The sequence below is a fragment of the Echinicola strongylocentroti genome (assembly GCF_003260975.1).
Lineage (GTDB): Bacteria > Bacteroidota > Bacteroidia > Cytophagales > Cyclobacteriaceae > Echinicola > Echinicola strongylocentroti.
Window position 1 is genome coordinate 3,486,144 of the sequence record NZ_CP030041.1, and the last position, 15,369, is coordinate 3,501,512.

Consider the following 15,369-nt stretch of genomic DNA (forward strand, 5'->3'; position numbering starts at 1 on the left):
AATTTTCCCGTAAATTTACCCCAATTATGGAGATTTATAAAACCCAAAGCCAAATAGCTGCAAAACACAACTGGTTATTGTCCTTAGTTGTGCTGGTTTTGATCACTTTTGGCGTACTTGCACTTACTCAAGGGATTGCATTGGTTATTATCCCTTTCCTGTTTAATATTCCTTTTGAAGACATCCTCCCACTGTTTGCTGGAGAGTTGGACTATTCCAATGGTCGTATGGCCGTGTTGTTTCTCCAAGGGCTGGGTGGAGGCCTGGCTTTTTTTCTCGCAGGCTGGATTTTTTCCTATGTGGTAGAAAAAGCCAGCCTTGAATGGGAACAACAGTTTGCCCGAGTAAAGTTCAGTTACCTCTTATTATTGGTCCCACTGTTATTTGGCTTTATGTTGTTTGATGCCAAGGTGATCGAGTGGAACATGAATGTGGAGTTTCCTGCATTTATGAGTGGTTTTGAGGAGTTTGCCCGGCAGATGGAAGACCAAGCCATGCAGATGACCAAGTTTCTGACAGATTTCCAGAGTTTCGGAGAGTTTTTGGCGGGGGTATTGGTGATCGGGGTTTTGGCAGGCATTGGCGAGGAGTACTTTTTCAGAGGTGTGCTGCAACCCAAGCTTCATCGCTACTTTGGAAATGCCCATGTAGGGGTGTGGCTTGCAGCATTTGTTTTTTCTGCAATCCATTTTCAGTTTTACGGTTTTTTCCCCAGGCTGTTACTAGGCGCACTTTTTGGTTACCTGTACTTATATTCTGGCAGCTTGGTATATCCGATCGTCGGTCATGTACTTAACAATACCTTTACCATCGTTATGGTATACCTCAGTAAATTGGGGATGGTGGACTTTAATATTGAAGACCCCGAAGGCGTAGATTGGTACACTGTGGTGATCGGCGCGTTGGTATTCGTAGTATGCATGCGTCTCTTTATTCAACAAAATAGGAACAATTCTACCCATGGAGAAATGGCAGAAGGTATTTGAATCGGAATGGGCAGTTCGAGCGGAAATCGTAAAAGGGGTACTTACTGCGCACAACATTACCGCTATTGTGCTCAATAAAAAAGAGTCTGTATACCAAATTCATGGTAGTTACCAAGTGATGGTGGCTGCTGAAAAGGCCTTTGAGGCGGCAAATTTGATTAAAAATGAGATATCGTTTTAATATTTCCAATTATAGTGAGTTGGGTCAGCGTATTATCACAGCACTTCTTGGAGCAGTGGTCATTGTATTAGGCTGTGTGTACAGTGAATGGGCATATTTTGCCATTTTTGGGACGATTTTGGTTTTAGCGCAACTTGAGTTTTACAAATTGTGTGGGCTGGATGGGATGCTTCCTCTAAAGTCATTTGGGACCTTTTTGGGCCTTATGATCTTTGTCATGACCTTTTTTGTGGAGATGGAGCACCTAGATGTTAAGTATTATTTTCTTATCTTTCCTATGATATCCCTGATATTCTTTATCAAGCTGTATCGTAAGTCGGATAAAAAACCCTTTACAGGAATTGCCTTTACATTTCTAGGGATATTTTATGTGGCAGTACCTTTTTCATTGTTGAACCTAGCGGCGTTTGCAGTGGACAAGACGTTCCATTATGAAGTGATCGTAGGATCACTTTTTATCCTATGGGCCAGTGATAGTGGTGCGTATTTTGCAGGAACAAAATTCGGCAAAACGAAGTTGTTTGAGAGAGTGTCTCCCAAAAAGTCCTGGGAAGGTAGTTTGGGAGGAGCAGCAGCTGCGATTGCCACCGCTTACTTACTTAGTATAAACTTTGGGGTAATTCCTCAGTGGAAGTGGTTCTGCATAAGTGGTATTATCATTATAGCAGGTACGTACGGTGATCTGATCGAGTCGTTATTTAAGCGGAGTATTGCGATCAAGGATTCAGGAAAAGGGCTTCCAGGACATGGGGGATTTATGGATCGTTTTGACGGATTGTTAGTTTCGGCTCCATTTATTGCGGCATTTTTGAAAATATTTTAAAATATATAGGTCTATTTTGGAATAGTGCCTAATATTGCATCAAAATCAGTCTCTAAATAAACCAAAACCCAATTATGGCTTACATTGAACCGGCTCCGATAAAGGATAAAGAAAATCCCCTGGAGTCAATGATGGAGAGGTTTAATATTGCAGCAGAAAAACTGGGCCTCTCAGAAGAGGTCTATAATGTGCTGAAAAACCCCGCAAAACAGGTAATCGTATCCCTTCCGATCACCATGGACAATGGAAAGATCAAGGTGTTTGAAGGGATTCGTGTAATCCATTCCAATATTCTGGGCCCTGCAAAAGGAGGAATTCGGTTTGCGCCGGATGTCCATATCGATGAAGTCAGGGCACTGGCAGCATGGATGACATGGAAGTGTGCTGTGGTGGACATTCCTTATGGTGGAGGTAAAGGTGGCGTTCGCTGCAATCCCCGTGAAATGTCCCCTGGTGAAATCGAACGTTTGATGCGCGCCTACACCCTGGCGATGATCGATGTTTTTGGCCCGGACAAGGACATCCCTGCTCCAGATATGGGGACGGGCCCCAAGGAAATGGCCTGGTTAATGGATGAGTATTCCAAGGCAAAAGGTACCACTGTAAATGCGGTAGTGACGGGGAAACCACTCGTCTTGGGAGGATCACTGGGCAGAACAGAAGCAACAGGACGAGGTGTGATGGTATCTGCTTTGGCAGCCATGGAAAAACTAAAGATCAATCCTTTTCAGGCTACCTGCGCCGTCCAAGGTTTTGGTAACGTAGGCTCATGGGCAGCGGCACTATTGGAAGAAAGAGGACTAAAGGTGATATCCGTTTCGGATATTTCTGGTGCGTACTACAATGCCGGTGGCATCAATATCCAAGAGGCCATTGCCTATAGAAATTCCAATAATGGCGTGCTCGAAGGCTTTGCAGGTGCCGAAAAACTGACGGATCCTTCTGAGTTGTTAGAGCTGAAAGTGGACGTCTTGGTGCCGGCAGCCGTGGAAGACGTAATCACCAAAAAGAACGTGGATAAAATCAATGCCCGCCTGATCGTAGAAGGTGCCAATGGCCCTACTTCATTCAATGCGGACAAGATCATTAACGATAAGGGAATCATGGTCGTGCCCGACATCCTGGCCAATGCAGGAGGAGTAACGGTATCGTATTTCGAATGGGTACAGAACAGGCTAGGCTATAAGTGGACAGCAGAACGTGTCAATAGACGGTCTGATCGGATCATGAAAGAGGCCTTTGATCAAGTGTATAAGACTTCCGTAAAGCACGAGGTACCAATGAGGATTGCGGCCTATATCGTAGCGATCGATAAAGTCGCCCAGACCTATCAGTTCAGAGGAGGATTTTGATGTAACCACAGTGGACTCAGCGTAGGAGAGTAAAGGTTGAAAAAGGAAGCTTAGTGAACTTTGTGGTTGTTTTTAACCACAGAGGTCACTAAGGATGCACAAAGGGCTCGGAGAAAAGGTTGTAATAAACTTAGAGCACTTAGTGTGAAGCTTAGTGTTCTTAGTGGTTAGTTTTTTTTAACCACAGAGGTCACTAAGGATGCACAAAGGACTCAGAGAAAAGGTTGTAGAAATAAACTTTGTGAGCTTAGTGCAGATCTTTGAGTTCTTAGTGGTTGGTTGTTTTTAACCACAGAGGTCACTAAGGATGCACAAAGGATTCGGAGAAAAGTTTTGTAAAAATTAAACTTTGTGAGCTCCGTGTAACAATCTTTGAGTTCTTAGTGGTTAGTTGTTTTTAACCACAGAGGTCACTAAGGATGCACAAAGGGCTCGGAGAAAAGGTTGTAAAAATAAACTTTGTGAGCTTAGTGCAGGTCTTTGAGTTCTTAGTGGTTGGTTTTTTTTAACCACAGAGGTCACTAAGGATGCACAAAGGGCTCAGAGAAAAGGTTGTAGAAATAAACTTTGTGAGCTTAGTGCAGGTCTTTGAGTTCTTAGTGGTTAGTTGTTTTTAACCACAGAGGTCACTAAGGATGCACAAAGGGCTCGGAGAAAAGGTTGTAAAAAATGAAACTTTGTGAGCTTAGTGCAGGTCTTAGTGTACTTTGTGGTTAGGTAGTCTAAGCTACAGAGGGTCATAAACCATTGTATATTCATTTTTTTCTTTAACATACCGAGAAATATTGGCAAATTGCAGCCGAATTTAATTTGGGGCAGCAAGGCTGTTTACAATAAAGGAACTAAAATAGTTTTTAAAACATTGATTTATATTGAATTAATCCCTTACTAATGACGATACATAAAGAAGGAAGAATATTATTATTCTGGATGTTGGTGGTGCTGGCAGGCATTAATTTTGCCACACACCAGTTGATGCCTGGGCAAGAGACAGTGCTGAACCTAATACTGCTGGCGAGTATTATCATTTACCTGCTGGTACTGCAATTTTTCAGAAATCCCCGGATAGCTATGCCTGATGATGAGCAGTTGGTATATGCTCCTGCTGATGGTAAAGTAGTTGTGATCGAAGAGGCCGAGGAAGAGGAGTTTTTGAATGAACGGAGAAAGCAGATTTCGATTTTCATGTCTCCCGTCAATGTGCATGTGAACCGGTCGCCTATAAGTGGAATAGTGTCGTATTTTAAATACCATCCTGGCAAGTACATGGTGGCATGGCACCCAAAAGCAAGTTATGAGAATGAACGCACCACGATGGTGGTCAAGCATACGAAAACAGGCGTACAGCTTTTGGTCAGACAGATAGCAGGGGCTGTGGCAAGAAGGATCAAATGCTATGTGAAAGAAGGTGACCCGTTGGTACAAGGTGGAGAATTTGGGTTTATCAAGTTTGGTTCAAGGGTGGATGTATTTGTTCCCCTGGATGCTGAGATTCTTGTGAACATTGACGACAAGACCAAAGGAGGTTTGACGCCATTGGCCAGACTAAAGTAAGTTGAAGAGGCAATATAAAGGCCACTGATGGCAGGTTTTACCCTGATATCAGTGGCTTTTTTGTGCATATTCCGAGTTTAGTTTTTTCCGATAGTATATCGCAGTCCGAAATTTCCACGAAGTCCGAAATCCCCATTGTACAGCGGTGTTGCTTCCATCATAATGGAGAAAGCTCGGTGATTTGAAATAGGCTTAAAGGCGAGCATCACAGGAGCTCCGATCCTTGCTCCATCATCAAACTCATAATACCCTAGCATTAACCCTGCCGAAGCGTTGTACCAATCAGACCTGTGAAAATTATATTGGCCGATAGCTTCAGCCCCAAAAAATGGGTTGAGAACATCTCCCGCAAACAATCGGCCTTCCCCAAAAAATTCCTTTTCGGGATCAGTGCCAGCTCCTAGTTGGGTGAGGATTCCATTGGAATAAACACCTACGGTTACTTGGGCGCTGGTATATTTTACTGTTGCAATAGAAAAAATAACCAGAAACAATGTGAATTTTAAATAGTTCATAATATTGTATATTAAATAGTTGATAACTTTCTAATATACAATTGTTTACCAGTATGTTGTAAAGGCAGTATGGTTTATTTTGTCGATAGAATATAGACTCCGGCACTCTCTTTTTGGTACAGTTCTCCCAAAGCAGGGATATGCTTAACGAGGTTTTCGAAAAGCCCTTCTTGGTCATAAATTACAGAAGGCTTTTCTTCCAGGAAGTCGAGATAGACCTCTACCATTTTTTCATGATCTTTAAAGTCCGTCAACATGCGCTTGGAGAGTCGGAAATTAAGGTAAGGACTTGCAAGTTCAGCATTTTGGTAAGCGCTTATTTCATCCCCAAGCACCACAATTCCTTTTCCGTTTGAATGAATGGGGGCATTAAGGACATAGTTCCATGTCTTTTTGGATTGGATTTTGTATACTGTCCATGTGTAACCAGCTGAAGGAATAAGCACTAAAAAAGTATAAAAGAGCAGGCTCAGCTGTTTTTTGTTGGTGAGGTATATGAAAATCTGCGAAATAAAATAAGTAAGGCCTGGCAAGATGATGACCATTTGGTAAGGTGTCCTCCTATTGGCGATAAAAACGGAAAAGACGGCAAAGATGGAGAACAAGAGCATGAGTTGTTTTTGCTTTTGCTGATTGACCGTAATGCTGGTAGTGACCGTGCCTACAAAGTACCCAATGACAGAAAATAGCAATGGGGCAACGAGTAAGGCGAGTAGGTCAATGTACGTGACATGTGGATAGCTACCGGTAATCCTAGTCGCCAAGATAAATTCGGTGATAAACTCCCGCAAGCCACCGATCCAAAAGAAGTAAATGCAGCATAAAACAAAGGGCTGCAAATAACCTACTAGGGAAAGCACGAGTTGGTTAAAGCTAAATCCACTGACGGTAATGCCTGCTACCAACAAAAACGGCAGGAATACAACCAGTGGAAAATGAAAACAAGCAGCAATGCCACCGAAAAGCCCCACCAGTAGAATAGATTCGGTGTTTTGTTCGTTGAGCAGGGTCTGGGAAAAAAGCTGGCCAAGGGCAAGAATGATAAAAGTAGTCCCCATCAAAGCCGGGGATAGGGTCAACAGGTCAAATGAAAAATGAAAAAGAATGAGCATGACCAATGCTGGAATATAGGAAGTATTATCAAAAGACTTATAAGCAATAAAAAGTCGATTGACGTAGTATATCTGGAAGAGGATGACACAAGCTGCCATTAGCTTATAGGCCCACCAAGAACGGCCTACCAAGAAGTCGATGAGCCAGTATACATAAGCGGAAAACGGCCCAATGTCGTCCACAATATCCACATAAAGGAAGTGCCCGCTGCTGAGCCTTTCTCCTACCAGCATCCAGGATAGCTCCGGGGTGAGCAGAGGTATTCCCATAAGTAAATAGGGAAGGCTAAGTGCAAGAAAGAGCAGTGCGATTCCTAGGATTCTAAATGGGTCGTTGATTTTGAAAAAGCTTAACAAGGATAATATCTGTTGATAGTTGTGTATTCTGAACGTACGAAATTAAAGGTTAGTCGATTAAATCACTAAATTTGTAACGATAATTATTCATTATGGAAAGTAAGAGACAACAAAAGTATTCGAAGTTAATCCAAAAGGAACTAGGAGATATATTTCAGCGTGAGTCGAAGCCCTTGGTGGGCAATGCCATGGTGACGGTGACCCGGGTGATCATGAGCCCAGATCTCGGGGTGGCCAAGGTCTCCCTTAGTTTTTTATTGGCCAATAATAAAGAGTTGCTTGAGAAAATAGATGATCATAAAAAGGAGATAAGAAAACACCTTGGCAAACGAATAGGCAAGACCGTGAGAAGTATTCCTGAACTGGTCTTCTACCCTGATGATTCTTCGGCTTATGCCCAGCACATGGACAAAATCATTGATGACCTGGATATTCCAGAAGGATCTGATGAGGACGAAGAGGACGATTGATCGATTATGAAAGATATCAAAGCGTAATAATATTCACCATTAATCTCGATATTACCATCCTGTGAACCTTTCCTTTTTTATTGCATCCCGATATTTCAGAAGTAAAAAGAAGCGGAATTTTATCAATATTCTATCCCGGATAGCGATGATAGGTGTGGCGGTAGGGACCATGGCATTGATCATAGTGCTTTCGGTATTCAATGGCCTAGAGGATTTGATCAGGGGACTGTACGCTTCTTTTGATGCTCCCCTAAAGATAGAGGTGGTACAAGGAAAATCATTTGAAGTAAGCCCCGCTTTTTTGGATAGTTTGGAGGAAGTAGATGGAGTGGAGTCCATAACTGAGGTGATCGAGGATAACGCTTTATTAAAATATGGAGAGGACCAGATGGTCGTGACCATGAAAGGGGTAACTGCTGCTTTTTTGGACGAGGAGCGTTTTAGCAAGGGGTATTTTGCGGGTGAAATGACCTTGGGGAGCGAAAAGAAACCAAAGGCAATTCTTGGTCGAGGAGTCAGCTTTATGCTAGGAATGAATCCTTCCAGTGAGTTTGAAAATCTAAGAATGTATTATCCAGAGGCACCAAGAGCAGGGACCATTGACCCGAGCAAGATGTATAATTCAGGGATGCTTGGGTATGCAGGGGCTTTTAGTGTAGAAAAGAAGTTTGACGATAGCTATGTGGTGGTGCCATTGTCCTTTGCCAAAGAACTGATGGATTATGGAAATAAGCGGACGGCACTGGAAATCAAAGTGGACAGTGGCCATTCGATAAATCAAGTAAAGGAGCGGTTGAAGAAATTGCTAGGTGCACGCTTTACCGTAAAGGATACCGATGAGCAGCATGCTGGCTTGATCAGGGCGATTAAGATAGAGAAGCTTTTTGTGTTTATCACATTGACCTTTATTCTGGCAGTGGCGTCTTTTAATATATTCTTTTCCTTGAGCATGCTTGCCATCGAAAAGAAGAAGGATATTTCGGTAATGCTTGCGATGGGAGCGACCACAAAACTAATACGGTCTATTTATATCAAGCAAGGGGCCATCATTGCTTTTTCCGGAGCCATAGTAGGTTTGGTTTTGGGATTTTTGATCTGCTGGTTGCAAGACCGGTTTGGGCTGGTGTCACTTGGAGTGGCCAGTTCTGTAGTAGAGAGTTATCCCGTGAAAATGATCTGGACGGATTTTCTGTGGACGAGCCTTAGTCTTATTGTCATTACATTTTTTGCCGCTTATCGACCAGCTAGCATCGCCGCCAAGGTCAATACAGTGGAGCATTTGTAAGTAGGTTATGGTGGGCTACACACGTATTTGAAGCCATAGAAAAAAGTAATGCAAAACAGCTAACTTATTTGAGAACCACATTAGGCACATATTGCAGAATAGGGGGGGATTCTGTAATAAATTTACACTGTGCTTTTAGATGGAGTCTTTACACCAGCTGGTGGAACGTAGCTAGGACCTTATAAACGAGTTTTCTTTTAAAACCCAAATATAGGGAATCGTCATAGCCTGTCCCGAAATCCGCCGGCACAGGCTATGACAGTTCATAAACCGAGTTATTGGTAGCTGAATGTCTTTTCAAAATCCAACCTTGCCATCCGGTAAGCGTTGTTGTATTGGCCCAGGACCACCATTTGGTGACTGGAAACTTGCTTGCAGGCCAAGGGTTTGGTAAGGAGATGGAGGTCTCTGCTGAAGGAAAGCGCCTCTTTTTTTATATGCCCATTCCAGTCCAGTTCGACCATGGCGATCATGAGTTCCTTTTTTGCTGCCTTAGGGTTAAAGCGGACGGGGTCGGACTCCTCTGTAGAGAGGTTTTCAGGATGATCATTGAACACCAAATAGATTTTGTCATGAAGGACAGCCGTGGCATAGGAAGAAAAGAAACTGTAGCCTTCAGGAGATAGTTGATTTTTATGAATTTTTTTGGTCCACATTATTTCACCTTCCGGCGCTATGCTTACTACCGCTATGGTGTTGAATATGGAATTGGCCATAGGAAGGTGGTTATGTGACGTGAAGCTTGCTCCTGGTGATTGGGATGTCTGTTCTGCGATCAGTACGGCACTTCCGTCGCCACGAAATTCAATGTCATTAAGGAGGTAAGTGTAGAGGTATTTTTGATTTTCTACCTTGCTTCCTTTTGCTTGGCCCTCATCAGATTTTGGTTCAAAAGCTTGAAAGCTTTTTTGAGTTATTTTCTGCCCTTTCAAGGTAAGAAAGTAGCTCCCCGAAGTAGTGTTTTGTAATTGGTCAGTGTAAAAGCCAGCGCATACTAATTGATTATTGTGGTTGGTACTGATCTGCATTTTGGTGAAGTGCTTGCCCTGTACCTGGGGTTGGATAGTTGTTTGGGTTTTCCCTTGGTCTGTGATCGCAATGATCGAATAATGGTAATTTGGCTCCCAAAACTTGGCCAAGGCTTTTTCACTTGGGGCAGCCTTATTAAGAAGGTAAAGGTCACCGCTTATGGAAAGGTGAATGTTTGTCGTAACATATTGGCTGTTATTATAAGGAGCTTTCAGTTGGGAAGACCAAATTTCCTTCATTTCCTGATCAACGACCTTGAAATTAAACGTGTCTGTGTCATTTTTTGCTCCAGGCTGTTTAAATGTGGCTAATATTGTATTGTTGTCATCAGATAATTTTAGGTGAAATTTAGCGATCTTAAATTTGGCCTTCTTCTGTGGTGAGAAGCTTTGTAGACAAAATGGGGATTGGCGTAGGGAGAGGGTTGACTTTTCTATTTCATCAGCCCATAGCTTTTTTTGGTTTTGACCTTTGTCATAGGTACTGTAGAAGCAGTATAACCTATCGCCGACTTGCGTGATCTGTTCAAACCGGGGTGGAGTATCATGGTTTTTTGCGTGTAGCTGGTGGTAAGCCATTAGCTCCATTTGGTGATTATAAAATTCAATGATGGGAAATTCACTTTTTCCTCTGAGCTCATCACTAAGTTTTATTTTGGTGATATAGATGCCCTTTTCATCGCTTGCCACGATTTGATTGGGCATCATATTGTTTTTGGTAAAATTTTGACTTCCCAAATGGATGTTAAGAGCCGCTTCAGGTAGGTTTTGTGCGTGAAGAAGTGTAATGGACAATGGAAGGATGAGTAATAGGAGTAGTAGTTTCTTTTTCATCGAAGGTGATTTGATTTTGTTTAAGATAGGGGTTTTAAAATTCAAAATAATACATGTAAACAGCATTAAATTAAGTTTTGCGTATGGTGATTTGTGCCAAAATCAAGGATTGGTGACTTAACTTGGCAATAGCTATTATGGGAATTGTAATCGAAAGTGACTGGGTGATTTTGATTACATTGCAAAAATATACGTTTTGATTACAAAAAACGGATGTTTGAATATGAAATTAATTGCAATTTATTTTTTACCAGTTTGACGGCGGTGAGATCCTTTCTTGGCAGGCCTTAGAAAGACATTGTGTCTGTAGAACTTTTCGGAAAGCAGGTTCCTTGAAATAAAAAAACACACAGAGGCCTTTAGCCCTAATTAAACGCTTAAATTACAGTTTCATATCAGACCGAGGGAGAAAGTGCGGGTCTAAACGAATATTACCCTAATTCTTTTCATTTTTCTATTAAAAGTTGAAATAATTATTTACTTTGCAAGCTAGTACATTTTAAAAATTGTACCTCTCCAGGTGGTTTTGGATCGATAGATTAGTAGAAAAGATTATGAAAGTTTCTCCAGATAAGTCTTTTGAAATTATATATTCTCTCTTTAGTCATGAGTATTTGGGGATTCTATTTGAATCCTTTGTAATTCAGCATGACGAAAAAGGGCGATTGTCATTTGCCTATCAAAATATTGCAGGGCAAAATGCGAAAGAGTTTGCTGCAAGTTTGGATACTACCGATTATGAGTTGATCGAATTGATGGATAGCATGCAGCATGATTCCATCGTAAAGAAGTTTAACACCAAAAAGCTAAAGCCAAAGGAGTTTCTCAGAAGGGTCTTTGAGACCAATAGCGAGACGACTGCCAATAAAGAGGTGCGAAGATTGATCGAGCTTAGACTGGAGGGGATCAGGGCGAAGATACTGGAGCGGATAATAGGTAAGCGGCTTTTTGAAATGGGAAATGATGGCAATCCCATCTGGAAGGAGATCAATGTGATGGAAGAAAAGGCCTCAGTACTGTTTCATTTTCGCCGAAACGAGGACAATACCCATTATTTTCCCACTATCAAACATGATGGAGAAAAGCTGGACTGGCAGTATAAAGGGGGATATCTCCTCTGCGAGGAGCCTGCCTGGCTGGTGGTGAACGGTAATTTGTATAATTTCGAAAAGGGCGTGGATGGCAAAAAACTAAAGCCTTTTTTGAACAAGAAATTCATCGTCATTCCGAAAAATGTAGAGCAGTCCTATTACGAAAAATTCATCACGCAGTTGGTGGCCTCCTTTGATGTATATGCAAAAGGCTTCGATATCAAAGTCCAACGCAGTCAGCCAGAAGCATTGTTGAGCTTAAGTGACCTGCCCGGCAATGATCGTGGTCAGGACTTGTTCGGGAATAGCCAAGAGGCGACAGAGGAAGATAAGATCGTATTTGACCTGCGTTTTCAGTATGGGGATTATTCATTCCGTTCTGAGGAGAAAAAAACCAATAATGTACAGCTGGAGCAAAATGGGGACAATTATATTTTTCATAAGGTCATTCGAGACCTGGAAAAAGAAAAGTCCTACGGGGACTATTTGAAATACCTGGGGCTTCCTGTACGAGCTTCGAGGTTCTCCATAGGCAAATCAAAAGCGTTTGATTGGTTAAACTCCAATAGAGAAGCGCTGGAAGGCATGGGCGTAAGGATCCTCCAAAACCAAAGCGGAAAGGGGAAGAAATATTTTATTGGCAATGCCTCCATCAAAGTGAATATCAAGGAAAATATTGATTGGTTTGATGTGGATGCCATTATCAGTTTTGGGTCATTTGAAGTACCCTTTGGACAGGTCAGGAAACTGTTGGTCAAGGGGAAGTCTGAGTTTGAGTTGCCCAATGGGGAAATAGCTGTGATTCCTGATAGCTGGTTTGTGAACTATTCTGAGATTTTTTCTTTCTTGGAATCTGGTGAAAAGCAAGCAGAGAAGATGACGCTTAAAAAACACCATATCGCCTTGGCCCAAGAATTACAGAAAGGAAATCTCATCAATTTGACCCTTAGTAGAAAACTGGAAAAGCTGAAGGATTTTTCAGAGATGGAGTCCTATGAGCTTCCTGATAATTTTAGCGGAACCCTTCGTCCTTATCAAAAGGCCGGTTACGATTGGCTTAGGTTCCTTAATGAATATAATTTTGGAGGCTGCTTGGCAGATGATATGGGGCTAGGTAAAACGGTCCAAACATTGGCCATGCTAGCCAATGAAAAGAAAAGGACTGATGGGGCTACCTCTCTATTGGTCATGCCTACCTCCCTGATCTATAACTGGGAAGTGGAGGCGCGCAAGTTTACTCCTGACCTCAAGGTATTGGTCTATACTGGATCCCATCGGGTCAAGGACAGCAGTAGGTTTTCGAAGTATGACTTGGTGTTGACATCCTATGGGATCACTCGGTTGGACGTGGATATCCTAAAGGATTTTTTCTTTAACTATATCATTTTAGATGAATCCCAAGCTATAAAAAATCCCAATAGTATCATTTCCAAGGCAGTCAATCAGTTGGTGTGCAGGCACCGTCTGATCCTGACCGGAACCCCTGTGGAAAATGGCACCATGGATCTTTGGTCCCAGATGAATTTTGTGAACCCGGGCCTACTGGGCTCACAGTCAATTTTTAAGAAGCAATTCCTTCAGCCCATCGAAAAGAAAAATGACATGGACAAGGCGGCCAAGCTACATGCCATGATCAAACCTTTTATTCTCAGAAGGCTCAAGACCCAAGTGGCCACTGATCTCCCAGAAAAGGTCGTCAATATTAAATATTCCAATATGACGGCCGAACAAGAAAAAGCCTATGAGGAGGTGAAGAGCTATTACCGTGAGAAGATCGTGAAGGAGATGAGTATCCCCGGAATGAACCGTCAGGCCTTCACCCTACTGAGAGGCTTGACCCAGTTAAGACAGATAGCAAACCACCCAAGGTTGACGGATACTTCCTACACCGGTGATTCGGGCAAGTTGGAGGATATTGTACATATGCTGGATTCTACAGCACGAGAAGGTCATAAGGTGTTGGTGTTTAGCCAGTTTGTGAAGCATTTGGCCATCGTAAAGGAGTACTTGGACGAAAGCGGTATTGCCTACTCTTACCTTGATGGGGCCACTAAAGACCGTCAAGCTGAGGTGAGGGAATTTCAGGAAAATGATACGGTGAAAATATTCCTTATTTCGCTAAAGGCAGGGGGCGTCGGCCTCAATCTGACCAAGGCAGAATACGTGTTCTTGCTGGACCCTTGGTGGAATCCAGCCGTGGAAGCCCAAGCCATCGATAGGGCGCACCGGATTGGTCAGGAGAATAAGGTCATGATATACAAGTTCATTGCGCATAATACAGTAGAAGAGAAAATCATGGCCCTTCAGGAACGAAAAATGGCTCTGGCCGATGAGCTCATCAGTACTGAGGAGAGTTTTATGAAAAGTCTGCAAAAAGAAGATATCGAGGCACTATTGACATAGAGGATTTAAATAAGTAGCTAGATAGTGTCAAGCGTAAAGCATCATGAAGTGAGATTTGGTGCTTACTCCTCTTCTGTCGGGGAGGCTAGCAATGCTCTTAAGTTAGGGGAAATACAACACGCTTGTCACCCTGAGCGGAGTCGAAGGGTAGTGTAGGACCTCGACTCCGCTCGGCTTGACCTCTCTTAATTTCATTAACTTAAGAGGATTGGGGAGGCTAGGAAGAGCCTCTCGTTATGATTAGCATTGGGCGTGTCCCGGCAACTGAACGGAAACCGCATTTTAAGTTCTCGCTAGTAACATTGCCCTTACCAGAATGAAGAAGTGAAGGTTGAGAAGATGAAATAAAGATATTTTCCTGTGGTAAAAGCAGTATTTTTCACTTTACTCAATATCTTAGTGGCTTAGAAACTTGATAACCCACTTAATACCAACCCGAAATTTTTGTCGACTTATGGAATGCGCAATTTTAATTATCCAATGTAAGGATCAGAAGGGCATTGTGGCAGCAGTAACCCAGTTTTTGTATTTTCACAATGGTAACGTCCAAGAGGTAGACCAATACATAGACAGTGAGACGGGTGATTTTTTTATGCGTGCAAAGTGGGAATTAAAGAGCTTTGCCATTCAGAAAGACCATATCCAACGGGTATTTGCGGAGACTGTAGGGAATAAGTTTAAGATGAATTTTACTTTGCACTTCAATGATCCCAAGCCACGGATGGCCATTTTTGTGTCTAAGCTCTCACATTGCTTATTTGATATTGTTTCACGGTTTTATTCTGGACAATTTGATGTCGAGATACCATTGGTGATTTCTAATCATGAGACGCTAAGACCTGTAGTGGAGGCGTTTAATATCCCATTTTACCACTTGCCTATAACTAAGGAAAACAAGCAAGAACAAGAGCAAAAGCAGTTAGAATTGCTTAACGAGCACAAGGTGGATTTTATCGTGTTGGCGCGCTACATGCAGATATTAAGCCCGGAATTTATAGCGGCATATCCTCACAATATCATTAATATCCACCATTCATTTTTGCCGGCTTTCGTAGGAGCCAAACCGTACCATGCTGCGCACAAAAGGGGGGTGAAGATCATTGGCGCAACCGGACATTATGTGACTGAAGAGCTGGATGCTGGACCAATTATAGAACAGGATATAGCTCGTGTGAAGCATCATAACACAGTGGAGGAATTGGTCCAAATCGGCCAAGATGTAGAAAAAGTGGTGCTCTCCAAGGCAATCAAATATCATTTGGCCAAAAAAGTCATGGTCATGGGCAACAGGACGGTGATATTCAATTGACCGGTTTATTAGCGGGATAATCACTCCCAACAAGCACAAGTTACAAGAGAAGGACCTTGCTTGTTGGGA

At 42.5% G+C, this 15,369-nt stretch carries 12 protein-coding genes; 9 read left to right on the forward strand and 3 right to left on the reverse strand.

Translation table 11 applies throughout. The features are described 5' to 3' along the window. The first annotated feature begins 26 nt into the window (after nt 1–26). From DN752_RS13615 to DN752_RS13635, 5 genes are all read left to right on the forward strand, one after another. A complete protein-coding gene (locus DN752_RS13615; RefSeq protein WP_112784455.1) occupies nt 27–986 on the forward strand; it encodes a CPBP family intramembrane glutamic endopeptidase in 960 nt (319 codons plus the stop codon). Then, nucleotides 961–1,167, forward strand: a complete 207-nt coding sequence (locus DN752_RS13620; protein WP_112784456.1) for a putative signal transducing protein — start codon at nt 961–963, stop codon at nt 1,165–1,167. Before DN752_RS13615 ends, DN752_RS13620 begins: the two co-directional genes overlap by 26 nt. Beyond that, on the forward strand, nt 1,151–1,990 hold the full coding sequence (locus DN752_RS13625) for a phosphatidate cytidylyltransferase (RefSeq protein WP_112784457.1): 840 nt from the start codon (nt 1,151–1,153) through the stop codon (nt 1,988–1,990). Before DN752_RS13620 ends, DN752_RS13625 begins: the two co-directional genes overlap by 17 nt. Before the next feature lie 74 nt (nt 1,991–2,064). Then, the gene (locus DN752_RS13630) at nt 2,065–3,342 is read left to right on the forward strand and encodes a Glu/Leu/Phe/Val family dehydrogenase (protein WP_112784458.1); all 1,278 of its coding nucleotides are present in this window, start codon (nt 2,065–2,067) and stop codon (nt 3,340–3,342) included. Between the two features lie 891 nt (nt 3,343–4,233). Further along, the gene (locus DN752_RS13635; RefSeq protein WP_112784459.1) at nt 4,234–4,896 is read left to right on the forward strand and encodes a phosphatidylserine decarboxylase family protein; all 663 of its coding nucleotides are present in this window, start codon (nt 4,234–4,236) and stop codon (nt 4,894–4,896) included. Nucleotides 4,897–4,973: 77 nt separating this feature from the next. Here DN752_RS13635 and DN752_RS13640 read toward each other — a convergent pair whose 3' ends face one another. Further along, a complete protein-coding gene (locus DN752_RS13640; RefSeq protein ID WP_112784460.1) occupies nt 4,974–5,411 on the reverse strand; it encodes a hypothetical protein in 438 nt (145 codons plus the stop codon). 74 nt (nt 5,412–5,485) lie between these two features. Further along, nucleotides 5,486–6,793, reverse strand: coding sequence for a hypothetical protein (locus DN752_RS13645; RefSeq protein ID WP_245949219.1), 1,308 nt, complete (start codon nt 6,791–6,793; stop codon nt 5,486–5,488). A 179-nt stretch (nt 6,794–6,972) separates the two neighbouring features. Between DN752_RS13645 and rbfA the strand changes: the two genes are divergently transcribed. Together rbfA and DN752_RS13655 are read left to right on the forward strand one after the other, a co-directional pair. Continuing rightward, on the forward strand, nt 6,973–7,350 hold the full coding sequence (gene rbfA / locus DN752_RS13650) for a 30S ribosome-binding factor RbfA (RefSeq protein ID WP_112784462.1): 378 nt from the start codon (nt 6,973–6,975) through the stop codon (nt 7,348–7,350). A 61-nt stretch (nt 7,351–7,411) separates the two neighbouring features. Further along, nucleotides 7,412–8,635 carry an FtsX-like permease family protein gene (locus DN752_RS13655; protein WP_112784463.1) on the forward strand — a complete coding sequence of 408 codons (1,224 nt, stop codon included), beginning with the start codon at nt 7,412–7,414 and terminating at the stop codon, nt 8,633–8,635. A 275-nt stretch (nt 8,636–8,910) separates the two neighbouring features. Here the strand turns inward: DN752_RS13655 and DN752_RS13660 are convergent, their stop codons facing one another. Then, a complete protein-coding gene (locus tag DN752_RS13660; RefSeq protein WP_162633217.1) occupies nt 8,911–10,497 on the reverse strand; it encodes a hypothetical protein in 1,587 nt (528 codons plus the stop codon). A 554-nt stretch (nt 10,498–11,051) separates the two neighbouring features. Here DN752_RS13660 and DN752_RS13665 point away from each other — a divergent pair. Both DN752_RS13665 and purU read left to right on the forward strand, forming a co-directional pair. Beyond that, nucleotides 11,052–13,991, forward strand: a complete 2,940-nt coding sequence (locus tag DN752_RS13665) for a DEAD/DEAH box helicase (RefSeq protein WP_112784465.1) — start codon at nt 11,052–11,054, stop codon at nt 13,989–13,991. A 454-nt stretch (nt 13,992–14,445) separates the two neighbouring features. Continuing rightward, on the forward strand, nt 14,446–15,300 hold the full coding sequence (gene purU / locus DN752_RS13670) for a formyltetrahydrofolate deformylase (RefSeq protein ID WP_112784466.1): 855 nt from the start codon (nt 14,446–14,448) through the stop codon (nt 15,298–15,300). Nucleotides 15,301–15,369 lie beyond the last annotated feature (69 nt).

Excerpts from the sequence above, each read along its gene's own strand:
- DN752_RS13645 (WP_245949219.1), bottom strand. The coding sequence starts at position 6,793 with ATGGGAATACCTCTGCTCACCCCGGAGCTATCCTGGATGCTGGTAGGA.
- DN752_RS13640 (WP_112784460.1), bottom strand. The coding sequence starts at position 5,411 with ATGAACTATTTAAAATTCACATTGTTTCTGGTTATTTTTTCTATTGCA.
- rbfA (WP_112784462.1), top strand. The coding sequence starts at position 6,973 with ATGGAAAGTAAGAGACAACAAAAGTATTCGAAGTTAATCCAAAAGGAA.
- DN752_RS13620 (WP_112784456.1), top strand. The coding sequence starts at position 961 with ATGGAGAAATGGCAGAAGGTATTTGAATCGGAATGGGCAGTTCGAGCG.
- DN752_RS13625 (WP_112784457.1), top strand. The coding sequence starts at position 1,151 with ATGAGATATCGTTTTAATATTTCCAATTATAGTGAGTTGGGTCAGCGT.
- DN752_RS13665 (WP_112784465.1), top strand. The coding sequence starts at position 11,052 with ATGAAAGTTTCTCCAGATAAGTCTTTTGAAATTATATATTCTCTCTTT.
- DN752_RS13635 (WP_112784459.1), top strand. The coding sequence starts at position 4,234 with ATGACGATACATAAAGAAGGAAGAATATTATTATTCTGGATGTTGGTG.
- DN752_RS13630 (WP_112784458.1), top strand. The coding sequence starts at position 2,065 with ATGGCTTACATTGAACCGGCTCCGATAAAGGATAAAGAAAATCCCCTG.
- DN752_RS13660 (WP_162633217.1), bottom strand. The coding sequence starts at position 10,497 with ATGAAAAAGAAACTACTACTCCTATTACTCATCCTTCCATTGTCCATT.
- DN752_RS13615 (WP_112784455.1), top strand. The coding sequence starts at position 27 with ATGGAGATTTATAAAACCCAAAGCCAAATAGCTGCAAAACACAACTGG.
- purU (WP_112784466.1), top strand. The coding sequence starts at position 14,446 with ATGGAATGCGCAATTTTAATTATCCAATGTAAGGATCAGAAGGGCATT.